The organism is Prevotella rectalis, from assembly GCF_900607215.1.
GTDB classification, from domain to species: Bacteria; Bacteroidota; Bacteroidia; order Bacteroidales; family Bacteroidaceae; genus Prevotella; species Prevotella brunnea.
The window spans coordinates 1-22,918 of sequence record NZ_LR027821.1; the positions used below are offsets into that span (position 1 = coordinate 1).

General features: G+C 48.9%; 23 protein-coding genes, 1 tRNA gene and 1 riboswitch. Of the genes, 6 read left to right on the forward strand and 18 right to left on the reverse strand.

Features of this window, described 5'->3' with window-relative positions; genetic code table 11:
* Positions 1-157: 157 nt before the first annotated feature.
* Both E0E16_RS07085 and E0E16_RS07090 read right to left on the reverse strand, forming a co-directional pair.
* Complete coding sequence (locus tag E0E16_RS07085; RefSeq protein WP_130829769.1) at positions 158-1,162, reverse strand: DUF8464 domain-containing protein; 1,005 nt, start codon at positions 1,160-1,162, stop codon at positions 158-160.
* Positions 1,163-1,343: 181 nt separating this feature from the next.
* On the reverse strand, positions 1,344-2,771 hold the full coding sequence (locus E0E16_RS07090) for a virulence-associated E family protein (protein ID WP_130829770.1): 1,428 nt from the start codon (positions 2,769-2,771) through the stop codon (positions 1,344-1,346).
* Between the two features lie 515 nt (positions 2,772-3,286).
* Here E0E16_RS07090 and E0E16_RS07100 point away from each other — a divergent pair.
* Both E0E16_RS07100 and E0E16_RS07105 read left to right on the forward strand, forming a co-directional pair.
* Positions 3,287-3,589 (forward strand): helix-turn-helix domain-containing protein, encoded by a 303-nt coding sequence (locus E0E16_RS07100; RefSeq protein WP_102188894.1) that lies wholly within the window; start codon positions 3,287-3,289, stop codon positions 3,587-3,589.
* 12 nt (positions 3,590-3,601) lie between these two features.
* Positions 3,602-3,904: a helix-turn-helix domain-containing protein gene (locus E0E16_RS07105; RefSeq protein ID WP_102188893.1), complete on the forward strand. Its 303-nt coding sequence runs from the start codon at positions 3,602-3,604 to the stop codon at positions 3,902-3,904.
* 259 nt (positions 3,905-4,163) lie between these two features.
* On the opposite strand, the gene E0E16_RS07110 is transcribed toward E0E16_RS07105, so the two are convergent.
* The 8 genes from E0E16_RS07110 to E0E16_RS07145 all read right to left on the reverse strand — a co-directional run bounded on the left by E0E16_RS07110 (position 4,164) and on the right by E0E16_RS07145 (position 9,610).
* Positions 4,164-4,376, reverse strand: coding sequence for a hypothetical protein (locus E0E16_RS07110; protein WP_102188892.1), 213 nt, complete (start codon positions 4,374-4,376; stop codon positions 4,164-4,166).
* A 50-nt stretch (positions 4,377-4,426) separates the two neighbouring features.
* On the reverse strand, positions 4,427-4,678 hold the full coding sequence (locus E0E16_RS13940; RefSeq protein WP_130829771.1) for a hypothetical protein: 252 nt from the start codon (positions 4,676-4,678) through the stop codon (positions 4,427-4,429).
* A gap of 505 nt (positions 4,679-5,183) precedes the next feature.
* The gene (locus tag E0E16_RS07120) at positions 5,184-5,897 is read right to left on the reverse strand and encodes a Crp/Fnr family transcriptional regulator (protein ID WP_255418140.1); all 714 of its coding nucleotides are present in this window, start codon (positions 5,895-5,897) and stop codon (positions 5,184-5,186) included.
* Entirely contained in the window at positions 5,855-6,877 is a 1,023-nt protein-coding gene (locus tag E0E16_RS07125; RefSeq protein ID WP_130829772.1) for an FAD:protein FMN transferase, read from the reverse strand. Before E0E16_RS07125 ends, E0E16_RS07120 begins: the two co-directional genes overlap by 43 nt.
* 69 nt (positions 6,878-6,946) lie before the next feature.
* Entirely contained in the window at positions 6,947-7,648 is a 702-nt protein-coding gene (locus tag E0E16_RS07130) for a DUF6048 family protein (protein ID WP_130829773.1), read from the reverse strand.
* The gene (locus E0E16_RS07135) at positions 7,602-8,096 is read right to left on the reverse strand and encodes a DUF6452 family protein (RefSeq protein WP_255418141.1); all 495 of its coding nucleotides are present in this window, start codon (positions 8,094-8,096) and stop codon (positions 7,602-7,604) included. Before E0E16_RS07135 ends, E0E16_RS07130 begins: the two co-directional genes overlap by 47 nt.
* Positions 8,093-9,067, reverse strand: coding sequence for a glycosyltransferase family 2 protein (locus E0E16_RS07140; RefSeq protein ID WP_130829774.1), 975 nt, complete (start codon positions 9,065-9,067; stop codon positions 8,093-8,095). Before E0E16_RS07140 ends, E0E16_RS07135 begins: the two co-directional genes overlap by 4 nt.
* A 6-nt stretch (positions 9,068-9,073) precedes the next feature.
* Positions 9,074-9,610, reverse strand: coding sequence for a DUF4199 domain-containing protein (locus E0E16_RS07145; RefSeq protein WP_255418142.1), 537 nt, complete (start codon positions 9,608-9,610; stop codon positions 9,074-9,076).
* A 267-nt stretch (positions 9,611-9,877) separates the two neighbouring features.
* Between E0E16_RS07145 and E0E16_RS07155 the strand changes: the two genes are divergently transcribed.
* Positions 9,878-9,951: transfer RNA gene (locus E0E16_RS07155), tRNA-Thr, on the forward strand.
* A gap of 493 nt (positions 9,952-10,444) precedes the next feature.
* Here the strand turns inward: E0E16_RS07155 and E0E16_RS07160 are convergent.
* The 6 genes from E0E16_RS07160 to E0E16_RS07185 all read right to left on the reverse strand — a co-directional run bounded on the left by E0E16_RS07160 (position 10,445) and on the right by E0E16_RS07185 (position 17,185).
* Positions 10,445-11,179, reverse strand: coding sequence for a YczE/YyaS/YitT family protein (locus E0E16_RS07160; protein ID WP_181951334.1), 735 nt, complete (start codon positions 11,177-11,179; stop codon positions 10,445-10,447).
* Positions 11,180-11,384: 205 nt separating this feature from the next.
* Positions 11,385-12,095 (reverse strand): hypothetical protein, encoded by a 711-nt coding sequence (locus E0E16_RS07165; RefSeq protein ID WP_130829776.1) that lies wholly within the window; start codon positions 12,093-12,095, stop codon positions 11,385-11,387.
* 28 nt (positions 12,096-12,123) lie between these two features.
* Entirely contained in the window at positions 12,124-13,224 is a 1,101-nt protein-coding gene (locus tag E0E16_RS07170) for a hypothetical protein (protein ID WP_130829777.1), read from the reverse strand.
* Between the two features lie 145 nt (positions 13,225-13,369).
* On the reverse strand, positions 13,370-13,993 hold the full coding sequence (locus E0E16_RS07175; RefSeq protein ID WP_130829778.1) for a DUF2284 domain-containing protein: 624 nt from the start codon (positions 13,991-13,993) through the stop codon (positions 13,370-13,372).
* A 42-nt stretch (positions 13,994-14,035) separates the two neighbouring features.
* A complete protein-coding gene (locus E0E16_RS07180; RefSeq protein WP_130829779.1) occupies positions 14,036-16,228 on the reverse strand; it encodes a tetratricopeptide repeat protein in 2,193 nt (730 codons plus the stop codon).
* 63 nt (positions 16,229-16,291) lie between these two features.
* Positions 16,292-17,185 carry an ABC transporter substrate-binding protein gene (locus E0E16_RS07185; RefSeq protein WP_130829780.1) on the reverse strand — a complete coding sequence of 298 codons (894 nt, stop codon included), beginning with the start codon at positions 17,183-17,185 and terminating at the stop codon, positions 16,292-16,294.
* 61 nt (positions 17,186-17,246) lie between these two features.
* Here E0E16_RS07185 and radA point away from each other — a divergent pair, with 61 nt between their 5' ends.
* On the forward strand, positions 17,247-18,626 hold the full coding sequence (radA, locus tag E0E16_RS07190; protein WP_130829781.1) for a DNA repair protein RadA: 1,380 nt from the start codon (positions 17,247-17,249) through the stop codon (positions 18,624-18,626).
* Between the two features lie 164 nt (positions 18,627-18,790).
* Here radA and E0E16_RS07195 read toward each other — a convergent pair whose 3' ends face one another.
* Together E0E16_RS07195 and E0E16_RS07200 are read right to left on the reverse strand one after the other, a co-directional pair.
* On the reverse strand, positions 18,791-19,087 hold the full coding sequence (locus tag E0E16_RS07195; RefSeq protein WP_130829782.1) for a glutaredoxin: 297 nt from the start codon (positions 19,085-19,087) through the stop codon (positions 18,791-18,793).
* Positions 19,088-19,177: 90 nt separating this feature from the next.
* Complete coding sequence (locus E0E16_RS07200) at positions 19,178-19,615, reverse strand: GatB/YqeY domain-containing protein (protein ID WP_130829783.1); 438 nt, start codon at positions 19,613-19,615, stop codon at positions 19,178-19,180.
* Between the two features lie 616 nt (positions 19,616-20,231).
* Positions 20,232-20,412, forward strand: a riboswitch (cobalamin riboswitch).
* A 181-nt stretch (positions 20,413-20,593) separates the two neighbouring features.
* Here E0E16_RS07200 and E0E16_RS07205 point away from each other — a divergent pair.
* Together E0E16_RS07205 and E0E16_RS07210 are read left to right on the forward strand one after the other, a co-directional pair.
* Positions 20,594-21,268 (forward strand): hypothetical protein, encoded by a 675-nt coding sequence (locus tag E0E16_RS07205; RefSeq protein WP_130829784.1) that lies wholly within the window; start codon positions 20,594-20,596, stop codon positions 21,266-21,268.
* A 268-nt stretch (positions 21,269-21,536) separates the two neighbouring features.
* Positions 21,537-22,706: a sensor histidine kinase gene (locus tag E0E16_RS07210; RefSeq protein ID WP_181951335.1), complete on the forward strand. Its 1,170-nt coding sequence runs from the start codon at positions 21,537-21,539 to the stop codon at positions 22,704-22,706.
* The last annotated feature ends 212 nt before the right edge of the window (positions 22,707-22,918 follow it).

The window sequence follows — 22,918 nt, forward strand, 5'->3', positions numbered from 1 at the left end:
TTCGTTAGGCTCTTGAATAAGTCTTGCTTTCCTTGCCCGAAGTTCGGCAATGATATGTTCAGACGAATTTTCTATCTGATTTAGTCCAAAATACTGCTTGTCGGAATGGATTGTATTCTTCATTCCCACATTACTGACTTTTTGCTTTTCCATGTTTTTATCTCATTTTATGTTTGACTTGTTTTGATTTCATGTTTTGATTTTGTTCTGTAACCGACATTCGTGTCTGTATCTGCCCTTTATGCTTCTGTCGCTCACGAACACGGTAAACATGAAACTCGTTGAGGTCTTTGAAGCCTTTGTAATGTACGGACATATCCTCCACCTTGAAACCTGCTTTTACAAATTCTTGCACGGTTCTCCGCCCTGCATCGTCATTGTCAAGGAAGGCACGGATATGGTTCAGATGTCGGTCGTTCAGACAGCGGACAGTTCTTGCCACATTGCTTACGGAGTTCATCACAAGGCAGTGGCTGGCTATCTCCTCTTTCATTGAAAGAAAAGAAAGGAAATCCATAAATCCCTCAAACACGCATACTGGCAGTGGCTTGTCTATTGCGTGTTCTGTCTGTTTGTCCGTAAATATCAGAGTAATATCCTTCGGAGCTATCGTTCCCTTGAACGAACCATTATCCCGAAGTTCATACCCTCCTGATTGATTGGCAAAGCCGATGGCTTGATAGCGCCTGCACCTTACATCATAGCTGATACATTTAAGGAAAGGCTTTGCCTTTTCCAAATCAATGCAGCGTACCTTTGTAAGATACTCCTGCAAATGTGGCGGTAGGGTGTCTGATATGCTTATCAGTTTCCTTGTCTCGTTTGCAGCCATCGTTGGTTGGAGATTGTTTTGTGAGAAGTCTTTGTGAGAACTATGTACTGTATTATCGGGAGCGTTCTGCCCCAAGTGGTGGATGGCTTCCAAGAGTGTGCAGCCCTCCAAACGCATACAGAGGTCGATGATACTTCCGCCTCTGCCTTCGGCATAGTCTATCCAAAGGTTTTTCTCTGTGTCCACCTTGAAACTCGGATGTGCCTCCATTCTTAATGGTGAACGGTACATGGCATAGGAAGGTGTTCTGCGCATAGGCTTGATGCCTTTCCTTTCAAGATACTCCACGATGGGGTATCGCTTGATTGTTGATAAATCTTCTTCTTTCATTGCTTTGATACTTAAATGGGTTGAATGATAATTATTTATGTTTGTCTGTTTTTATGGTTTTACCGTTTCCAAAGTTTTCCCCTCCAAACTTTTTCATCTTTCTTCTTACTACATACTATTTTGTGATAAGTGATTGATAATCAGTATTACTTTGTAGTATAAGACAATACTACACATTCTACTACATTTGGCTACTACAAGTTTGAAGGAGCGGGCAGGGCAAGATTTTCCTAATTTTGTAGACATAGATGGGGCTACCTCCGTTTCTTCGTTTGCTCACCTTTATGTATCCTGCTTTCTTCAAGGCTTCGCCCATACGCTTGGCAACAAGTGGTTGGTGAGTATAAATACCCAAATAGGTGAGTATCTCCGTGGCGGTCATATAGGTACAATAGGGATTATCCTCCGTTGGCTTCTCAAAACAGCGTAGCAGTAGTTCCATTTCTGCAGTCTGCACTTGGAATTCCTCGCTCTCCCTGTATAGTTCGGCAATCTCATCATCATCAAACCAATAGCGAAAACCTAACTTTAACAGGGCTTTGGCTTCCGCATAAACATTGTCCATCGAGATAGCTTTTGCTCTCTCAATATTTATGGAAAGCACTTCAAAGGGCAGGAAGCGCCTGCTGCCTGTGGGGTCGGTAAGGAAGTCATTGCCATTTACCGATGCAACGAAGCTCGCCAAGTGGGGGTGTTCCTCCACATACTTGTCGTAGGGCATACGGTACTTGACCATCGGGCAGGTAATAAGGTTTTTGAGTTCGTTTTCGTCACGCTTGTTGAGGGCTTTGAGCTGGTCATCAATGTTCATGATAAGATTCTGCCCGATATAAGTCAGCGTATCCTTCTCCTGCGGATATATCTTGCCCGTGTAGCTGTAACCGTGCAAGGCTGGCGGACAGAGCAAATCCAAAAACGTGGTTTTGAACTTTCCCTGCTCGCCCGTCAGCACGAGACAGGTGTGGTTTCGGCACTCACGGTCGTCCATGGCATTGGCGACCACTGCCACGAGCCATTTGGTGAGGTACGGCAGCCACTTGTTAGAGTTACGCACCACAACGCAACTTGCCAAGTCAGGAATGGCTTTCAGTGAAAGGGAAGAAATATCATAACAGCAATTGTTTTCATTATTGCCACTACTGTCATGATTACAACTATCGCTATTGCCACTATTATTACCACAGATATTACCAATATCCACCAAGGGCAATCCCTTGAAATACTCCTGTATGGGATTGACACGTGGAGAGAAACTGCTCTCAATAATTGAATAGAGGTTGTCGGAAGATGTGATAATCCCCACATCGTTGTCAAGTTCCCTGCGGAGCGTGTTGATTTCATAGCGACCCACTTTTGAGAAGTGAGTATCATCCTTTCCCCTGTATTCAGTTCTTCCCAACACCGTGTTGTACCTAAACTCATAATAAGAGGAGAGATAGGTTTCTATCTCACCATTTTTGGAGGAAGTCTTCCTTTGCTTGGGCGTATTATTTTCGTCCACTGAATTGCCTTTATCTGCGTTCCTTTTCATTATCTGCTTGGTTTGGTTTCCGAGAGTGAAGTTATGAAGAGAACTGGAAAGTTCCAAGCATTCGGAGAGTGCTTGCATAATGTTGCGTTCATTCGCAATAAAGTTCGCACGGATTTTTGAGGAGACAGGAAAAGAAATAACTGATTTAAGCCCGAATTAAATCAAAACAGGGGATAAAATAGCAAGGAAAGATAGAGGTAGAAGTGTATCCCTTTGCACACGTTTGCGGTATTCTGCACCGATATTGCAAACAATAAGAATCAGCACAGAAATAGGGTAGCTTTTGTCCACACCAAGAGTGCTACAAGGTGCCACTTAAAAGAAGTATGATAGAATAGGACATGCACCGCCCTATCTTTGCGCCAAACAGACGGTGAAAGAAGAAAACAGGGAAAGAATGCGCAAACGGCTGCCGATAAAATGCGTTAATTTTTCCTTCAACTTCCCGATATTTCCCTGCTGTTCCCTACTGCTTTGAAGTGTGACAAACTCATCATACTTTTGTAGGCATAAACGTGTGATGAAAGGCAGAACAGGCAAAGATATTGTCAATACCAATAAGACAGAATTACAAACAAAATAACAATAAAACTATGGAATATTTTATCATTACGGATTCAAATTGGGCGAGGCTGAGGAATGAGATACTCTGTCTTGCCGAGACCTGCCACAAGGCATTTGGGGAACAGAGCAAGCATACCGATTGGCTGCACAACGGCGATATGTGCAAGTTGCTTAATATCAGCAAACGCACCTTGCAGCACTATCGGGATACAGGTGTGTTGCCCTTTGCTCAAATAGGACATAAGTGCTATTACAAGCGTGAGGACGTGGAGCTATTGCTCCAAACCAAATCGGAGAAATCGAAAACAGACAAACCTAAGAATAACAAATAAGGAAAGAGAAATATGGAACAGGTAAGAGACTTGAACATGGATGCGGACGATATGTTGGTAGTGCTGTCTGCCCTCAGTAGCGTAAGTAAACGGATGAAGGAAGTGGCACAGACACACAAGCCACTATTTAGTGGTGAACATTTCCTGACAGGTAAGGAAGTATGTGAGCGGCTGTATATCAGCCCTCGTACCTTGCAGGACTATCGGGACAGGAGGATTATTCCCTACACGCAATTCGCAGGAAAGATACTTTATAAGGAGTCGGATTTGGAAAGGCTGTTAGAGGATAATTATAAGCCCCTATCGACCCATTAAGATCTAAGACGCAGTTTTCAATGACTTTTCTAATTCCCATCATTAGAAAAGGATATTATAAATACTACCAGCCAGAACTTTGCAGATAAGACAACGACGTGTCTGATTTAATGATAAATTTAAGATAAACTAAAATATAGTTACCCTATTGTACATAGACATAAAAGGTATGCCATAATAAACTCTTGGCATACCTTAAATGTAACGCATAAATTCTCGATATTCTATTGTTTACAAATATCAAGAAATACTGCTAAGATTATTTACCACCTTCTTTCCTTATATAAATGATATATGTACCATCTTCAAAGAAAAAGCCTAAGCTTCCGTCATTAAAGGTAACCTCATCATAACCATCATGGTGCGTGATTTCTGTTACTTCAATCTTGGAGCTACTTTTAGCAGCAACTGTTTGTGGTGCAACTACTCCTAAACTAAGAGCTAGTGCCAACGAAAATAAAAATTTCTTCATTTCTTTTTGATTTTAAATTATTTATAAATAATAACAGGATGCCCTGTTTATTACAATGATAGCATCATTTTCAACAAAACATCTCTACTTCTTAATTGGGTAGCTGTATATATCTGTTGAGTGTCGGTTATTTGCTGTCGGATGTATTTATTCTTGCCTATAAGATTATTGCAGACAAGTCCTATTTCGTAACGTTTACGACGATAATATACAGATATGTCGGCAAAGTATGTGAACGAGAAAGAATGGTCGTTGCTATGGTACAACTCATTGTTCCACTCTATTTGAAAATTACCAGGCATAAGAAAGCATTTCAACTGATGACTGAAAGAACGCAAGGGTTCAATATTGAATGCTGCATTACCCTTTGATAGTTGCCTTATATAACTATAAACACTCTTCTCCTCTATGGAGAACCACTCAATAGGTTGCAACGAAAAGGAAAGAGAGATATTAGCAGATTGCGTTTGGAAAGGTACAAAACTATTTCCAATAAGCATCTTATAGTTGCTCCAAGCTGCTTGTGTAATTCGAAAGAATTTCCGAAATTTGCGAATGTGTAAGTTTCATTTTTTTCTTTTTTAAAGTTATCAAATACAAAGATAAGAAAAAAGAAGCTTACACACTTTTATAGGACAGTACCATACATAAAGGTTTGACAACCATTTCGCATCGATTCGCAACATATGACCAACCGGTGGAAAGCCCTGTCCCAACTGTTTGCAAATGGCGGGATATGCATTGTTAATTCGTGGGGAATGATGTGGGACAATGCGTGGAGAAATGGTAAAGATGTGTAGGAAGAGATTATGCTTGAACGAGTTTTTCAAGATGAGGAATAATGACCTTCGAGCGGTAAAGACGGATAAGATCGTGTGCATGGAGATCGTGAAGCATCCTCGAGGTGTTGAGACGGCTCTCGTTGATGGCGTTTGCAAGTTGCTGCATGGTGATGCAAAGTTCTTTCCTTCCTGCCGGTCTGTCACTTCGGTCGCTCACGAAGCGTGTGAATTTGTCGCGTGGCTGTTCCCCGGTTCTTCTCCATGGCATTCCTCCGGCCCGTTGTGTCCGAGTACACAGCAGATTGTAGTAGTTGAGCCGGAAAATAAAATGTTCGTCAAGCAGTTTCAGGAGTTCGCTTTTCTCAATGGAAAGCAGTCCGCAAGTTGTCTTTGTACGGAAACTCTTGGAATAATGTCGGCGCAGTCCAAACAATCGTTCGGGCTGTAGCACTGCCGGAGCCATCATCTCCTCGGTCATCGTATAACTGTTGTCGTCCGCCCTCGTTTCCATGTTCAGTATTCCGTCCATGAGGAAATAAAGCTGTTCGCAGGGTTGGTTCTCGCTGACGACTGTTTTGCCTGCCCTCAGTTTTATGAACTCAAACTTCGTAGCTTCCACAATGTGCGTGAGATCATCCATGCCTATTCCGAGGAAGAGTGGCAATTCGAGCAGTTTGTCGTAGATTTGCAGCATGGCTATTCTTCCACGATTTTCTTTTCCAACTCCGGACTGTACCACACCTTTAGGTTTCCTTTCTTGTCGGTGTAGATGAAATATGCCATGAGTTCTTCGTGTTTCTCCAATACTTTTTTTGCTTTCTCCATTCCCATCACCATGAATGCCGTGGCGTATGCGTCAGCCGTGGCGCAATCCTTTGTCAGCACGGTTGCCGACAATAGCGAGTGCTGCACGGGGTATCCGCTCTTTGGGTCGATGGTGTGTGCGTATTTCTTTCCTCCTTTGTAGTAGAAGTTGCGATAGTTTCCGCTGGTTGCCATTGCCTTGTCGGTAACGTTGAGTACAGTCTGTATTTCCATGTTTGTGGCTGTGCTGTCATCAATGGGTCTGTTCACCCCGATTTTCCATGGCAGCCTGTTCTCACTGTTTCCACTGGTAACAATCTCGCCACCTATTTCTATCATGAAGTTGCTGATGTCGTTTTTTCTCAGCAATCGTGCCACGATGTCCGCCCCATAACCTTTGGCAATGGCGGAGCAGTCGAGCATGATGTTGGGTTGTTTTTTTCGGATTTGCTTTCCTTCGAGCCATACTTTTTGGTAGCCGATGTATTGTTTCAGGCTGTCTATCTTGCTTTGCGATGGGTTCACGCCTTGCTTAAAGCCGAAGCCCCAAAGGTTCACGAGTGGCATGACGGTGATGTCGAACGCTCCATCGGTTTCTTTTGCAATTTCCTCCGCTTTCCGAAACACCTCCACGAACATCTCGTCGGGGGTAACAGGCTGATTGTTGTTGATTTTCGATATGACCGATTGCGGGTTAAAGGTGGAGAGCGAGTTGTCCACCTTTTTCAGTTCTGCCTCTATTTCTTGCTGCAAGTCTTTGTCGCTTTGGTAGGTAATGTGGTAGATTGTCCCAAAGACAAATCCCTCATTGTGCTGGTAGGGCATCGCCCTTTGTTGTTTTACGATGAAGATGGTGGCAATGATGAGTGCCGTTAGGAAAGGCAGTTGCCAAAGAAGTTTTTTGTTTTTGTTCATGACCGAATTACAGAATAGCCGTAGGGACCGAAGTAGTTTCGTTTCCCTTTCCGGCTGTGTGATGATGTGTTAGAATTCGAGTAGGATGTGGAAGGTGGCTGCCAATCGGGTGGAACCATTTTTGCCGAAGCCGGGTACGTACCATGGTGCGCCCATCTCTCCTTGTTTATTGGTGATGCGTGTCCGATACCTCACCGACCATCCCATCCTGAGCGGTCCGGCAATGGCTGCGTCGAGTCTTCCCACTATTTCTGCCCAAAGCATGGAACAGCTTTCGTCGTTGGCGGCATATTCGGTGTGTCCTCCCCAGACGGGGTCGGTAACGCCCGGACTGCTAATATCGTATTTGAAGGAAGTGTATGCCACGCGTGCTCCGACGAGCAGTCGGTAGGAATCGTGCTTGTTGCGCAGCACATTGTAGTCGCATCCCACTCTTGCGTAAGGTGCTGCTGTTTTGTAGCGTATGTTCGTGGCATCGCTCAGTTTGTCGGCTTGTCCGTATCCCACTTCTATGGTGGGGAAGTAGCAATCCTTGAGGTTCAGTATCAGGCATGCCTCATATTGTCCGTAGTCGGCAATGAGGCGTTGTCCCATGCCGATGAGGTCGGTTCCCACGGCAAATCCCCGGAAGAGCGGTATGGAGTCGGGAGTCGTTTTTGCCACCACTTTTCGTTTTGTTCCGCCCTTTTGTGCTTGTGCCGGGAGAGGCAGCAGTGCGAGCAGACTACCGAGTGCTATTAAAATAGATGTAAAAATGCTCTTTCGTTTCATTGTTGTCTATGTTGGGGTCGCGGATGACGATGGAGTCGATGCGATGGCGTGTGTGTTTCATCTCCGTAACGGTGTGGAAGAAGGTTGGCGGACAGTCTATTCCCTCGAATTGCTTTTGATTGGTTTTGCTCATGGTTATGGTGTCGCGCCTCTCTGTTCCCGTTGTGTCGGTGTATAGGAAGAGCAGTTGGTCGGCATCGTTGTTGTAGCTTACGGGCAGAAAGAAGTGGTCTGCTCCGATGAGCCGGTTGAGCATCACGGCATCGCCGCTGTCGGGTCTGAGTGTGATGATGGTGAGTGTGTCCCTGAGTGTGTCGCCTTTCATGGCGTATCGTGCGTAAACGTTGTTGCTCAGCGGACAATCCACTTCCGAGCAGGCAGCGAGTAGCAGGGTTGTTGCTATCAGTGCGAGCAAGGCGTGTCGAGTGTTTCCTCCGGATGGTCTCATTTCGCGTTATCTTTCTCGATGTTGATTTCTTCTTCCACCTGATATTCGTTTCTTCCCGCGCTGTTGCGACTGATGAGGTCGCCAAGGAAGCCTGCAAGGAAGAGTTGCGTTCCCAAGAGCATGGCGGTGAGTGCGATGAAGAACGAGGCGTGGTCGGCAAGCAAGTCGCCATAGATGCCTGTTGCGAGATTGATGATTTTCTCCACGGCGAGCCACACGAGCGCAAGGAAGCCGATGAAGAAGACTGCGCTGCCAAGGAGTCCGAAGACGTGCATGGGTTTCTTTCCAAAGTTAGTCAGAAACCAGAGTGTGATGAGGTCGAGATAACCATTGAAGAAGCGGTTGATGCCAAACTTTGTCTTCCCGTATTTCCGTGCCTGATGGTGCACCACCTTTTCGCCTATTTTTGCGAATCCCGCCTCTTTGGCAAGGTAAGGGATGTAGCGGTGCATCTCGCCATATACCTCGATGTTCTTCACCACTTCTTTTCTGTACGCTTTCAGTCCGCAGTTGAAGTCGTGCAGGTTCTTCACGCCGCTGATGGCGCGTGCGGTGGCGTTAAAGAGTTTCGTGGGTATGGTTTTCGAGAGTGGGTCGTAGCGTTTCTTCTTGTATCCGCTCACGAGGTCGTAGCCGTCCTCCTTTATCATGCGGAACAGTCCCGGTATCTCGTCGGGCGAGTCCTGCAGGTCGGCATCCATGGTAATGACCACATCGCCCTTTGCTGCCTTGAAGCCACTGTAGAGTGCCGGCGACTTGCCGTAGTTTCTTCGGAACTTGATGGCTCCCACGTGCTCATCTTCTGCTGCAATTTGGCGTATCACCTCCCAGCTGTTGTCGGTGGAGCCGTCGTTCACGAATATGATTTCGTAGCTGAGGTGATTGGCTCTCATCACCCTGCCAATCCACTTATGCAGTTCCGGCAGACTCTCGTCTTCGTTGTAGAGCGGTACGATCACAGATATATCCATAGTTTTTCAATTGTATAGTTTTCTTGGTTTCACTTTGCGTGCAAAGATGGCGGCGACAATAAGGCTGATGACCACTCCCGACAGCAGTTCCCACACAACGCCGTTCACCACCAGCGAGTAAGGTTCCAAGGCTTCGGGCAGTGCTTTGAGGAAGGTGTCGCTCCTGATGTTCATTTCTTTCAGCGTTGCCTCGAACTCCGGTGTGGAGCAGAAGGCGGTTACCATGCGCAACATTCGTCCCCGGTCGAGGAATGTCATGTATGCCCATTGTGCTAGACTGAAGAGCCATGTGGCGTTGAAGAACATTCGCATGGAGTAGAAAAATCCGTCGCGGTAGCTGATGATTCCGTCGCGTGCCACATCGCGGAACAGCTTCAGCCGGTAGCCGGCGAAGAAAGGTGTAACGAGGATGAGCACCGAGCTGAAATCGCCCAGCATGGGGAGCCACGTTTGCGCGAGGAAACAAGCGAAACTTGCTGCCCAAACAATGGCGAGATAGATGCCGTCGTACCACGCGAAAGCACGCAGTTGTCGTAATTCCATGTAATTCATGCTGCAAAAGTACTCAAATAAAATAATATAAATAGGTAAAAGGGGCGCATTTTAATACTTTTTTGTTAAAAACGAAAAAAACCGATGCAATACTTGTTCTATATCAATTCTTTTTGTTATCTTTGCACTCGCTTTCCCGAAACGGAAAGTACCGACATGGGCAAGTCTCTTACGGCCAGCTCCCTTTGAATCCCCCAGGATGGGAACATAGCAAGGGCAGAAGGTTGTAGCGGCGCGATAAGAATCGCTTGCCCACCCGCCTCTTTAGCTCAGTTGGCCAGAGCACGTGATTTGTAATCTCGGGGTCGTTGGTTCGAATCCGACAAGAGGCTCTCAACATGTAAATTCCACTTTAATCTAAATGAAAAAGGACTGCCCTTGTGGGTCGTCCTTTTTCGCTTTTTTGGCTTTTCCCCAAGTTGCGAAGCCGGCTTACAACAATTTTGGAGCTTCGCCCCATGCTTTTCCGGTTTGGGTTTGTCGGCAGGGCGGACAAGAATTTTGCGTTGTTGCAGAGTGTGGTGCAAAGCAAAAATATTAACATCTGTAACCTCTTGATTTTCAGAAACATAACAATGGCTTTTCAAAAGCTCACCTTTTGCTCTCCAAAAGCTTACCTTTTATCGTCCAAAAGCTTAGCTTTTGAAACGCAAAAGGTAAGCTTTTGAAATTGAAAGCTGAAAATCTGTGCAAGCAAGGGGGCTTATCCATGCAAAAAGGGGAAAGCCGGACAGAAAGAACGGTGGATTAATGATGGGAAGATGGCTGACCAAAAAGAGGGAAAGAAAGCAGGCATTGACTTATAAAAAAAGTCGTGGCAACTGCCTACCGGGACACGCGGCTGCGCTGTGGCGCGAGCCTTTCGGATTGGGGAATGAAGATTGTATCGAGCCATTCGATATGGGGAGCGAAGAAACGCACCATATATCCCACGTAGAACATGGAGAAGAGGGTGCCGAAGCCAACGAGCTTCCAGTCCCAATGTCCCATGAAGACGTACATGAAGAGGACGCCAAGACCGACCAGACCGGTATCGGAACATATCTTCACCTTGCCGAAATCCTGATGAAGAAACTTGGCAATGGCAAGTGGAAAGCCTTCGCCGGCAAGCATGAGCGAATCGCAACGCACCTCGCAGGCTATGCCGAAAGCCAGCAATGCGCCACCAATGAGCAGTTCGGCGAAGCGAAGGGAATAGCCGGTGAGGGGGTTGATGTCGAAGGGAACTTGCAGAAAACCGGTCAGCCACATGGTGAGGTCGGTGTAAAACCCAAAGAGCAGGCTGACAAGGATTTGCGTGAATTGCAGTTTGTCGAATTCCTTTCGCAAAAGCACAATCTGCGACAGGATGAAGAAGACGTGCATGATGATGGTGAGCTGTCCCATGGTGAGCGGCATTCCCGGCACCAGCGACAGCACGTAAGGCGGGGCGGAGATGGGCGATGAACCTAAGTTTGCCCTGATGGATAAGGAGGTTCCGAATGCTATGATAAAGAGGATGAAGACGAAACTGACGTAACGTCGTGTCCATTCCAGATTGCTTCTTTTTGCTCTTGCCATGTCTGTTGTTTGAAATCGGGCACAAAGTTAGGACTTTTTTGGCTGAAAGCGCAAGGGAAAGGTTTTATTTTTGTTAAACTCCAATCTGCTATCACAGTCATGTTTTCATCCTTTCATTGTGAAATTGCAGTCTGATGATAGATTTGGACTGAAGGAGGCAGGCGCGCACCGGTGGGAGTTTGCGGAGAAATCGCTCCCCCGCTCTTCAGCCATTTGAAAATTCCTCATGAGCAAGGTTCATCTCGTTCATGAGGGTTTCAAAGTTGTCGGAGTTGAGTGCTGCCGCACGGAATATCATCTCTAAGTTGTCGGTTTTCGGAACGAAGGGTTCCGTGTGGAGCAATGCCGTCATTCCGCCAATCATCAGGCGATAGATGGTGGCTTGTCGGAAGTGTCGCGCCCCCGCGGGTCCGGCAGTCAGCCCGGTGGCATAGGCGTGCATCTGCACACGCACCATGGAACGAATGGCGAGAGCCACCGGAACTTTGGCTTCGTCGGTATCGAAAGGTGCGCAGCCGGCAAAGAAGTCGGCGACGGATTGTCCGTGTCCGCCCAGCATTGCCGCGAGTTGGCGGCGATATTCCTCCACCACCGTGTCGTAAACCGGCTTTGAACCGCAGGCATAGCGCAAGAGAATCTTCGGCGACGTGCTGTCGGAGAAGTGGCGACGGCGCATGTCTTCGGCCACGGTCTCTGCATCGCTGAAGTTGAGCCGTGCAAGGATGGGGAACAAGACGGAAAGGAAAACCGCCGACAGCTCTTCGTAGTTGTCGGCAGCAATCTGTTTGTATGCAGTCGGCTGAATGTCTTTTCGCTCCGAAAACCGGGCATCAATCTGTCCCGAAAAGTAGGCATTGAAGAATCCTCTCGTCAATGCCGCCGCCACTCTCCGGCTGCTGATGTGTGTCGTTCTCATTTCGTGTGTCAATGTTGGTTTGTGGGTTTCATCTGTGTCCGCCGAAGTTGCCGTTTTTCTTGGGCTGCGTCCGGTTGGGTTGCGGTGTCGCAACGCGTGTCGTCGATGTGCCGGTCGAGTTGCTTACGCTCTGTGTTTTCTGCGTGGTGATGGTGCGGTCGCGCCCCGCTCCGAAGCTGCGTCGATTGGTGGTTGTGTTGATGGGGCGCGTTGTGCCGGACTTCGGTTGCGGAGTTACCGCCGGACGGTTCACGTTACCATTGCGCGAGCCTCCGAACCTACCGTTGGCATTGCCCGGTTGCACGTTGGGACGTGGTCCGACGGGCGTCGTGTTGGTGTTGTTGTTTCGGTTGCGGTTGCCGAAGGAGAAACCCTTGTTCGTGTTGCTGTTTCGGTTTTGGTTGCCAAACTTTGCTCCGTTGTTGTTGAACGAGTCTCGCTTTTGGTTTCCAAAGGTGGCTCTGCCCGCGTTGTTGCCGTTCTTCGGAGTCTTCGCCACACCGTTGTAGCCATTGTTTCCTCTGTATCCGCTGCGGTTGGTTACGATGGGACGCCCCGTTCGTTCACCGAACCTGCCGGCATAGTAGCTCTTCCTTTGTCGGTTGCGTCCGCCTCGATAACTGGAATAATAGGTCGGGCGTGCACGATAGTAATGGCGCGGATTGCCATAATGACGATATACGCCGAAAGAATAAGCATTATTGTACCAATAGACGGGACGATAGAAATAGTCGAGGCTCACGAAGTAGTTGTATTGGCTGGCGTTGAGCACGTAGAAGATGTCGGTGTTGCGACGTGTCCAATAGTTTCCGTAGATGGAACGTTCGCCACGCATGGAGAGCAGGTAATCGAGATTTATCTCATAGATGGCATTGAACTGCGCATCGGACAAGCCCAACTCATACGCCATCTTGTCCGACAGGAACCATGCCTGGCGACGTGCATCGTCGTAGCTCATTCCGCTTCGGCTGTAAGCCACGCTATAACCGTCGTCGTAGGAAGTGCCATAGGTCGAACCGGAGGTGTAAACCGGTGCGGAGGCTCCTCCTTCGAGATACATTGTTCCGCATGACGCGAGTGATAAGGTAGTGATGATTGCCGTGGTGATAAGTAGATTTTGACGTTTCATGACTGTATGTGTTTAGAGGGTTCAACTTCCGTTTTCTGATTGTATATCGCAAAGATAGCGGGAATTTACCATCCGCGCAAGGGAGTAAGCCTAATCGTGAGGGGGATTTCCCTAAAATCACGGGAAAAGGCAGTCGGGGGCACACTCATTCCAGTCGCAAGGCAGCATCGTTGGTCAGCAGTGCCGTAACCAACGTGATGTATTCGGGAAGCCTGTCCTTACCTCCCCATTTCAAATCGATGCCGAGCAGCTGACTCGTAGTTTTGCCCAAGTTGAAGCCCACCGCCTCCAACGATACGCGAACATCGTGAGGATGGCGACAGGGTTTGTCGTCTTGCCGGGCGCAAGGTTGGCTTCCACACAGCAGACAGCGCGATCCGAGGAAGCAGAGGCTGCCCGGCGATAGTCGTTCGTACTTCCGAAGGTAAGCCGAAGCTTTGGTAAGGGCATACTTCATGGCGTCGTCGCACACCTGTTTCACGCCCTCCTGAGTGGTGGTGGTGCGCAGAGTATCGGCCGTGAAAGTCATTTTGGAGCCAAGGATGTGGGCGTACTTGAATTGTCCCACGTATGCTTTCACATCGAACTCGCAGGGTGGGCACGTCCATTGTTCTCCGAAACGCGGGCATTGCTTACAAAGCGATAGAAACCGGTCAATCTCGCGATAGCCTTCGGCGTATTCTTCCACCGCAATTTTCGTAACAACATGCTCAAGAGTGAAGCCTTTTCCCCCGGCTTTGCCCGGTGTGGTGATGTTCCTGATGTTCATTTTCAATATTGTTGTTTGTTGTTCTTCCGTGACTGTATGCTTTCAGGCTTGCCACCGCGGGTCGAATGGGTCGGGATGGTTGGTCAAATCGCGCATCATTGCCAAGTCGGTGGATGAAAAGTCATAGCGTCTGAGCATGAACCAATCGTCGGAGAACTGTCGCATGATGTCCCCTTCCCGACTGATATTGCGCCATTTCCGGAAGAGTTCCAGTGCATCGGTGGGGTTTCCGCCTATCCATTCTGCATAACCGGCGTTGAGATAGTCGTCGGGGGTGGGACCATCGGCCATCAGTTCCGCGTAAAGCCGCTTCGCCTTATCAGGACTTTTCGTGCAAAGCAATGCCCAAGCCAAATGTCGCTTCACCTTATTATTGTCCGGATGCTTATAGTTCAGTTCATAGAGCTTCCGCAACGCATCGTCGTATCGCTGTGTCTTCAGCAGACAGAAACAGGAATTGATGGCAAAGCTCACGGCTTCGGGATATAAATCGGCAAGTCTTCCAAAGGCTTCCGCAGCCCTTTCGTACATCGCCAGTTCCATGTAGCAGTCGGCAAGGCACTTCAATGCCCAGCCTTCGTCCGACACTTGCTCGCGCGCTTTCATCAAGTAGCCCCCATCCTCTTTCCGCTTGTGAAGTTTCACCTGCACAAAAGCCTGCAAAACGTTGTATGTCAGCTTATCGGAGTGAAACGTAGAGAGTAGTTTTTCCACGTCTTCATATCGTTTTTTCATATAGAGCAGTTGTGCCATCGTGAGTTTTTGTTCCTCCCAATCCCTGCCTTCGAAGCTCAAGTTGTCGTAGATGAGCCATCGTCCCTTGGGCAAATCCGCGAAAGGGTCGGCAATATCGTGTTGCGATGCCTGTTTTATTTTGAAAAAACGATAGAGGTCTTGCAGATAGCCACCGAGAAGATGGTTTCCGTCTGCCGTTGTTTGCTCATCGGAGTTAAATCCCATCGCATCGGACGACAGCATGGCTTCCATCATGTCGGGCGAGGCTTTGTCGAGCATCATCGACAAGGAGAGTGCCAACGAGTATTTGTCCGACTCGCAGAAGTTGCTCCGCTCGCGCACCAATCTCAGCAGTTGTTCGCCGTGGGGCTTCGCTTTCACGGTTTTCAGTGCGGGATGTTCTTCCGAGAAGGGGGTAAACCAGTTTGAGAGGTCGTTGAAGAAGGGATAATGTTTCAGCTGCCGAAATCCGCAGAAATAGATGTCGGCTCCTTTCTTCTGCATATCCATCATCCTTTGAATGTTTTCCTCGAGTATTTCCATCTTCTCCTCATCGGCGTTGGGATTCATGATGTTCTCCAAGGGGTCGGCTTCCGACTCCGAAAGTCCAAAGTTCTTCATGTCGATGGGAGCATTTTTAATCAGGTTGGGCATGATGTCGCGTTGTATTTTCTCTCCATCCCGCTCCGCTTCCCTACAGTTGAGCAACCGCAGTTGAAGGTCGGTCAGCTCGGCGATGAGGTCGGGTTGTGCCATGATGGGTTCCAAGGCTTTCTGTTTCTCATCGGCGTAGAACGGAAGGTCGTTGGCGACGAGTGTCCAGCCCACCAAAGCGCGTTTTCCTACCCCCTCGTCGTTCGCGTGGAGACAGGTATGGACGAGCGTTCGGTATTTGCCCATGTCGAAAAGGTTGAGGGATGAGAGTGTTACGGCTGCCACCATGACCTGCTGATCGAGCGCGTCTATGGTGGGAGTGGTGAGCAGGTCGGAATAGAAATCTTCGTCCGACTTGTTCCATTGTGGCGACACCAAAAGGGCGCAAAACAAGCGATTGAGAAACTGCTGATGCCGCGTGTGAAGTTCGTCTGCCTTCTGTTGTCTTACGGTGCCTGCTTCCAGCGACAGCATTGCCACGTCGGAGACGAATCCTTCGAGTATGGTTCTCAGGAAATCGGGGCTCATGTTGAGCCGATTGGCTGTGCGATGGGCTTCAATGAAGGTGGGAAGGTTGCCACATTGCCAACTGAGCAACAAGTCGGCTGCCACCTTGTACAGACGTTTCACGAGCGATTGATAGAATTGTTTGCGTTGTGGGTCGGCGAAGCCTCTCAGAAAGAAGTTGCCCATGAGCTGAAAATCGTGCAGAATGTCCTGAAACTCGTCATGACCGACGAGCGATGGTTTTGCGTCATAGATGCTCCTGACGAGCGCGAGGGCATTTCCCAAATTGCAATTGCGGAGCGATGCCTCGACTTCGGAAAGTTTTTTTTCTACGTTCACTGTGCTTGTTGTGTTAAGGGGTGGTGAGCCGGTTGCATGATCAATGTTGGAGTGTCGGACTTTTCAGGGTCGTTGTGCTTTCAGGATGTCTGCAGGACGTGGACTGACGATGCGTTTAAATGTTGTTTTCGGCAGAGAATCAACCACTTTTGCGTTTACTTTCATGTATTTCTCGATGAGTGCTCCATAGTATTTCACACCTTTTTTGTTTATCAGTTCCACAGCCTTGTCGTATGCTTGTTGAAAGGCTTCCTGTTTGGCGATATCCGATTCTCCCACGAGGGCTATGACGCCGGGCACGAAGGCTTCATCGGAAGAATCGTAGAGCACCCTGTCGCCTCGCAGTCGGGCCAGGGTGGATTGTGGTTCGGTGAGCCATGCGGCATCCAACAAGTTGTTTTCCAGCATTTTTTGCCTTGTTATGACGTTGTTGATTTGCACTTTGTACACGGCATACTTTGGTTTTCCGAGTTTGATTACTCTTGCGGTGAGGTAATCGGTGATGGAGAAACGCGTCATGGCGACATACTTGTCGGCGAGGTCGGATGGTTTCTTCACTTCCGATTGCTTATTTGCCATGAGCTGCCACACGGCGTTGGTCTCCGTGAGGTAAATCAGCGGCACGTGCCGCCTGCGTTTCAGTCTTTCGCCGCGTATCAGATCGGTAACGGAAGCTTGCACGCTGCCTCCTGCCATTGCCGTGTCGCAATCCATCTGTGAGGTAAAGGCGAGCAGCCGAACATCTACTTTAGTTGTATCGTATAACAAACTGTCTTTCAACAGATAAATGGGAAGACAATCCAACGTGGGCAATACTGCCACCTTGAATGCTTCCCGATAGGCTTGTTGCTGTCTGAGGTTGTGCTGTCGCCGGTCGATTGCCTTTTCTTTCTCCGACTTTCCGCATGCCGCGATGAGGAAGAGGAGTGCGACAGCCCAAAGATAGTATCGTTTCATATCCTGCAAAAGTAAACATAAATTTTGTAACAAGGAAAAATATTCTTACTTTTGTCGCATCATGGCAAAGGACAAGATTGCTTACGTCTGCGAGAACTGCGGACAGGAGAGTACGAAATGGATTGGAAAATGTCCGAGTTGCGGACAATGGAACACGTTTAGGGAGATACGCATTGCCGGCGATGCGGGGCGAAATGCCATCAACGGGTTGGGCAATGCTTTTGCGCCGAATGGCAAGACATGTGGAGCGCAAAGGCTTTCGAGCGTGTCTTACACTGCGGAGAAGCGCATCGACCTGACCGACCCTGAGCTGAACCGGGTCTTGGGGGGCGGTTTGGTGCCCGGAAGCATGGTGCTGCTTGGTGGCGAGCCGGGCATTGGCAAGAGTACGCTCACGCTGCAAACCGTGTTGCGCACCAATCGCCGCGTGCTCTATGTCAGTGGCGAGGAGAGTCCGCAGCAAATCAAGATGCGTGCGGAGCGTATTGCCGGCAACATTCCCGACTCTGTGCTCATCCTGTCGGAGACTTCGCTTGAGAAAATCATCGACAGCATCAGGCAAACGCAGCCGGAGCTGTTGGTCATCGATTCCATACAGACCATTGCCACGGAGACGGTGGCAAGCAGTGCGGGAAGCATCAGTCAGATACGCGAGAGTGCTGCCCTCTTGCTGCAGCTGGCAAAATCGGTCAATCTTCCCGTGTTGCTCATCGGACATATTAATAAGGAGGGGTCGATAGCCGGTCCGAAGGTGTTGGAGCACATCGTGGACACCGTCATACAGTTCGAGGGCGACCGACATCATCTCTATCGCATTCTGCGAAGCATCAAGAACCGATTTGGTTCCACTTCCGAACTGGGCATCTATGAGATGCGGCAGGACGGACTGCGACCGGTGGAAAATCCGTCGGAGCTGCTTCTCACCGAAGCGCGCCGCGACTTGTCGGGCATTGCCGTGTCGAGTGCCATCGAGGGGATGCGCCCCTTTCTTGTGGAGACGCAGGCTTTGGTTTCCACGGCTGCCTACGGCACGCCCCAACGTTCGGCAACGGGGTTCGACCAACGCCGTCTGAACATGTTGCTTGCCGTATTGGAAAAACGGGTGGGCTTCAAATTGGCTCAGAAAGACGTGTTTCTCAACATTGCCGGCGGACTGCGCATCACCGACACGGCAATGGACTTGAGCGTCATAGCCGCCGTGTTGTCCTCGAATGTCGATACACCCATCGATGCAAGTTGGTGCATGGCGGGCGAGGTGGGGCTGAGTGGCGAGGTGCGCCCCGTGAACCGCATGGAACAACGCATAGCCGAAGCCGGAAAATTGGGCTTCGGGCACATCATCATTCCCGGAAACAACGCCTCGGGACTTCCCTCCGACAAGACCATAACTCTCCACCCCGTTGCGAAAGTGGAGGAAGCTCTGCGCCTGCTCTTTGGTTGAACATCGCAAAGCCATGCCGGCATGTCGGCATGGCTCTTTCGCGACTTACCTCATAAAATCTCGTGGCGGTTGATACGCCGAAACCTGCCAACGTCTGCGCACGCGCCATGTTGCCACGACAAGGCAAACGCGTGGCGTAAGTCAAGACGCGGGGAAGCAATTCGTCAGCAACCGCTGCCGTCCAGACCGCACGATGCGCCTTCCTCGGGCATGGGTTCCAATCCCACTTCGACAGATTGCAACGTTACGCTGCCGTCCTCTCGCACGTAACAGGGGATGCCCACGTCGCCCACTTTCCTCGCTTCGGCGAAAGCCGGGTGAGCGTCGCGCAGTCGCAAAAACTCCTTTAGGTTTCTCACGTGTGCGCCAATGTCCACAATCTCGAAATTCGCGTTGCCCTCCACTTGTTTCTCCACGTGGGAGCAGTGCGGACAAGTCGGCATGACATACATCTTTATCATTTTCTTTTCCTTTCTTTTTTTTATTCTTCGGACAAGCGATGGTTCGGTTTTCGCCAAAGTCTTTCCTTTCCTCCCCTGCCCTTTTGTTTTCTAATTGAGCAATCCGCGCACAATGCCCGCCAACGTCTTGCCGTCCGCCATGGGGAGTTGTGCCTTCACCTCTTTTATGATAATTCCCATGTTTGCCTCGGGACGTGCCTCAATGACCGATTTTGCGCAAGCCGTGAGCTCCTCCTCCGTGGGCACGGCAGGCAGAAACCCGCTGATGATGTCGAGTTCCTTGCGTTCCTTCTCTGCCAGTTCCGGTCGGTTCGCTTTGTTGTATTGTGCAATGGCATCTTGGCGTTGCGCCACCATTTTCTTCAGAATGGCGAACTCCTTTTCTTCGTCCATCTCTTTTCCTGCCCCCTCTTTGGAAGTGTTATACTTGAGAAACTCTGTCTTGATTAGTCGGAGCACGTCTCTCTTGTCATTTTCATGAGCTTTCATCGCATTGCGAATCAACTCGTCAATCTGTGCGTGAATCATATCTTTTTTGTTATATATATATGGTTTATAATTTCCATTTGTCCCTTCCGTGCACTTTTCGGAAGCATCATGAAAGATATAGCAATATCTGTACCAATCATTCGCGTGGCGAAATTATGACAAAACCATCGAAAGCATCCACCGGTCGGCAATACGTATGCAGGCATTGAACAGGCGTTGCAAAACATTTCACAACCATTTTTTCTTCCATTGCAACGGATGGGACAAAGTTTGCCAAACCATTTCGCGACACAATGACGAAGTGGGAACGAGAGGAAAAAATTTTACACATTAAAGGAAATTGTGAGGATTGCAAGCCATTGAAATACAAGCGTTTGGAAATCATGTTCCAAAAGCTCACCTTTTGCAATGCGAAAGCTCACCTTTTGTTCTCCATTTGCTCACCTTTTACCATCCAAAAGCTCAGCCTTCAAGTTTCGGTAGGATATATTCTTTTACAAAATCCGTGTGCGCAGGCAGGTTTTCGCCCGTGGTTCAAAAGCGAAAAACACCCTTTTTTTGTGTTTTAGTGATGCCCAGCAAAGAAACGCTTGTAACAAATACACACTTTTTTCATTTTTTTTCTGTTTTCTCTTTGTGGTTCAAAAAATATTCTTACCTTTGCAACGAATTTGGTTCGCGACAGCGATTAAAAGGGAATTGGGTGTGAATCCCAAACAGTCCGGCTGCTGTGAGTTGTCTTTGTGGGCACAAACCATAACCACTGAACAAGGTTCGGGAAGGGGTTTGTGAGCAGACAACAAAGTCAGAAGACCTGCCTTATTTCATTCCGCTTCACGAAAAGCCTCCGGGGTTAGGCTGAGAAGTTAGAAATCAACATACATCAATACCCATAACGAAAATGGCAGGCTGCCGTTGTTCGTTGATATTGCTTGTGTGGATTGTCCTTTCGCGACAAAGAACGCACCCAACGATCTTGGGAGGGGCAGCCGAACACAAGAATGAAAAAAACGAAGCATGAAGCCTATATATAATGGTATGAACCAAAGACCACATCTGTTTTTGCCAACGATGCTGCGCATCGGCGGATGGATTGTCCTCGCGACGAAAGCAACGGCAGAGAGCCGACTTGCCCCCTTCAGCAAACAAGAAGTGGGAAGCGGGAAATCATCGGTCGAAGATGGCGCGCTCACCACACGGCTGAAGAGCAACACCGGGAAATTCGGATTCACAACCAACAACACGCACAACCAAGTGGCACTCGCCACCTTATATTATAGCAAGGATTCCAATACTTTTTCAACCACAAAAAAACTCGGAGAGGCGGACGTAACCAACAACGCCTTTGAAATTACCACTACTGAACCCCTCGCACTCGTTGAGGGAAACAACCTCTTCCGGTTGGCTTGCGACACAGAAGAGAACGTTGCCGACGGACAAAAAATCGACGCCACGCTGACGCTCGTTCAGCTCAGCGATGGCGTCCATGCCGCGGAAACGGAAGAAAACCCGGAGGGCTGCCGCACGATGAAGACCATCATCGTGGCAAGTGTAAACCTTGAGAACGGAAACACCATCGTGAAGAATGTTACCCAAGGCAGCAAGGTGAGCCTTTACACCACATCAGAAGTATTAGTAAATAAGTATATTGTAGATGTTAATCATGCTGTACAATTTCCGTGTACAGCGTAAGGTATTTTCATATCGAAGATTGATTCAGGAAAAAAGAATTATGAGTAAAAGTATTGTTGTGAAATAATACAAATCTTTAATTCCTCTTTTCAACAAAAGCCGGGCATCGCGATGACGCCCGGCTTTTTCCGTTTCATGTCCGCACAGGCAACGCTCCCTGCTTTGCGGACGATGTTTTCTCCACACGACACATTCCCAGCCCCGGCGCGTATAATAATCCCGCCTGTCTTGCAATAAATCGGGATGCCACTCGTTATCAATGAGAATTATGCAGTGGACAGATCACATACGACGCATCAAGATCGGGCTGGTGGTGATGGCAATTGTCATCGCGGTGGCATCATTGGCGGCATCGAGTTTGCTCACGAAGGACTTGGCACAGCAAGAGCGCAGCCGGATGGAGGTATGGGCGGAGGCAATGCGCGCGCTTAGTCAGGCAGACGAGAACACCGACTTGGCATTGGTGCTGAAGGTGCTCAATGAAAACAACACCATCCCGGTCATCGTCCTCGACAACCGCAACCGCGTAACCGACTTCAGGAATGTCCGCCTCAAGGCAGAGAGTAAGGCCGACAGCATGCGTCAGGTGTCCGCCCTGGCACAACAGTACATGGAGGCACGGCAATTCATAAAGATTCCATTGTCGGCGGGACGGCGCGACGTCATAGTGGTTTGCTATGACGAGTCGATGATATTGAAGCGTTTGGCGATTTATCCTTATGTGCAATTGGGCATGGTCGTCGTGTTTGTCGTCTTGGCCATTTTCGCCCTCCTGACCCTCAAACGTTCCGAGCAGAACAAGATTTGGGTGGGATTGAGCAAGGAGACTGCCCACCAATTGGGCACCCCCATCTCGTCGTTGATGGCATGGACCACCATTTTGCGAGAGACCTATCCCCACGATGCACTTCTCCCGGAGATGGACAAGGACGTGAAGCGTTTGCAACTCATTGCCGACCGCTTTTCAAAAATCGGCTCCAAGCCCGAGCCCGTGCCCTCGTCGCTCAACAATGTGCTCGAACATGTGGTGGATTACATGGACAAGCGCACCTCGAAGCACGTCAGAATCGCTTTGGAAGTTCCCAATCATGAAATTATCGTCAGGATGAACGCCTCCCTCTTCGAGTGGGTGATTGAAAATCTCTGCAAGAATGCCGTCGATGCCATGAAAGGAGAAACCGGCACCATCACCTTGCACGTTGAGGAAACCGCCGGCGAAGTCAGCGTGGAGGTCAGCGATACGGGCAAGGGAATCAGAAAGAAAGATGTAGGCAACGTCTTCCGACCGGGCTTTACCACAAAACATCGCGGATGGGGCTTGGGACTCAGTCTTGCCAAACGCATCGTAGAAGAATATCACCATGGGAAAATCTACGTGAAGTCGTCGGCTCCGGGGCGCGGAACCACTTTCCGGATAGAACTGAAAAAACGACAATAACCCTTTCCTCCATTGCTTTTCCCACCCCGATTTTGTTCCGTGGAAAACAGGGTTCTGCGGTCTTCGCTCCACCCCTCACAACCCGATAATGTCCGCATAATTTCCATTCCATCGGCACAAAGCTAACCTTTTGCTTTCCGAAAGCTAACCTTTTGCATTGCAAAAGCTCATGTATTGAAGTGCAAAAGCTAAGCTTTTAAATTCCCATTCAC

Excerpts from the sequence above, each read along its gene's own strand:
- E0E16_RS07085 (WP_130829769.1), bottom strand. The coding sequence starts at position 1,162 with ATGAAAGAAGAAGATTTATCAACAATCAAGCGATACCCCATCGTGGAG.
- E0E16_RS07090 (WP_130829770.1), bottom strand. The coding sequence starts at position 2,771 with ATGCAAGCACTCTCCGAATGCTTGGAACTTTCCAGTTCTCTTCATAAC.
- E0E16_RS07100 (WP_102188894.1), top strand. The coding sequence starts at position 3,287 with ATGGAATATTTTATCATTACGGATTCAAATTGGGCGAGGCTGAGGAAT.
- E0E16_RS07105 (WP_102188893.1), top strand. The coding sequence starts at position 3,602 with ATGGAACAGGTAAGAGACTTGAACATGGATGCGGACGATATGTTGGTA.
- E0E16_RS07110 (WP_102188892.1), bottom strand. The coding sequence starts at position 4,376 with ATGAAGAAATTTTTATTTTCGTTGGCACTAGCTCTTAGTTTAGGAGTA.
- E0E16_RS13940 (WP_130829771.1), bottom strand. The coding sequence starts at position 4,678 with ATGCCTGGTAATTTTCAAATAGAGTGGAACAATGAGTTGTACCATAGC.
- E0E16_RS07125 (WP_130829772.1), bottom strand. The coding sequence starts at position 6,877 with ATGAACAAAAACAAAAAACTTCTTTGGCAACTGCCTTTCCTAACGGCA.
- E0E16_RS07130 (WP_130829773.1), bottom strand. The coding sequence starts at position 7,648 with ATGAAACGAAAGAGCATTTTTACATCTATTTTAATAGCACTCGGTAGT.
- E0E16_RS07135 (WP_255418141.1), bottom strand. The coding sequence starts at position 8,096 with ATGAGACCATCCGGAGGAAACACTCGACACGCCTTGCTCGCACTGATA.
- E0E16_RS07140 (WP_130829774.1), bottom strand. The coding sequence starts at position 9,067 with ATGGATATATCTGTGATCGTACCGCTCTACAACGAAGACGAGAGTCTG.
- E0E16_RS07145 (WP_255418142.1), bottom strand. The coding sequence starts at position 9,610 with ATGGAATTACGACAACTGCGTGCTTTCGCGTGGTACGACGGCATCTAT.
- E0E16_RS07160 (WP_181951334.1), bottom strand. The coding sequence starts at position 11,179 with ATGGCAAGAGCAAAAAGAAGCAATCTGGAATGGACACGACGTTACGTC.
- E0E16_RS07165 (WP_130829776.1), bottom strand. The coding sequence starts at position 12,095 with ATGAGAACGACACACATCAGCAGCCGGAGAGTGGCGGCGGCATTGACG.
- E0E16_RS07170 (WP_130829777.1), bottom strand. The coding sequence starts at position 13,224 with ATGAAACGTCAAAATCTACTTATCACCACGGCAATCATCACTACCTTA.
- E0E16_RS07175 (WP_130829778.1), bottom strand. The coding sequence starts at position 13,993 with ATGAACATCAGGAACATCACCACACCGGGCAAAGCCGGGGGAAAAGGC.
- E0E16_RS07185 (WP_130829780.1), bottom strand. The coding sequence starts at position 17,185 with ATGAAACGATACTATCTTTGGGCTGTCGCACTCCTCTTCCTCATCGCG.
- radA (WP_130829781.1), top strand. The coding sequence starts at position 17,247 with ATGGCAAAGGACAAGATTGCTTACGTCTGCGAGAACTGCGGACAGGAG.
- E0E16_RS07195 (WP_130829782.1), bottom strand. The coding sequence starts at position 19,087 with ATGATAAAGATGTATGTCATGCCGACTTGTCCGCACTGCTCCCACGTG.
- E0E16_RS07200 (WP_130829783.1), bottom strand. The coding sequence starts at position 19,615 with ATGATTCACGCACAGATTGACGAGTTGATTCGCAATGCGATGAAAGCT.
- E0E16_RS07205 (WP_130829784.1), top strand. The coding sequence starts at position 20,594 with ATGAAGCCTATATATAATGGTATGAACCAAAGACCACATCTGTTTTTG.
- E0E16_RS07210 (WP_181951335.1), top strand. The coding sequence starts at position 21,537 with ATGCAGTGGACAGATCACATACGACGCATCAAGATCGGGCTGGTGGTG.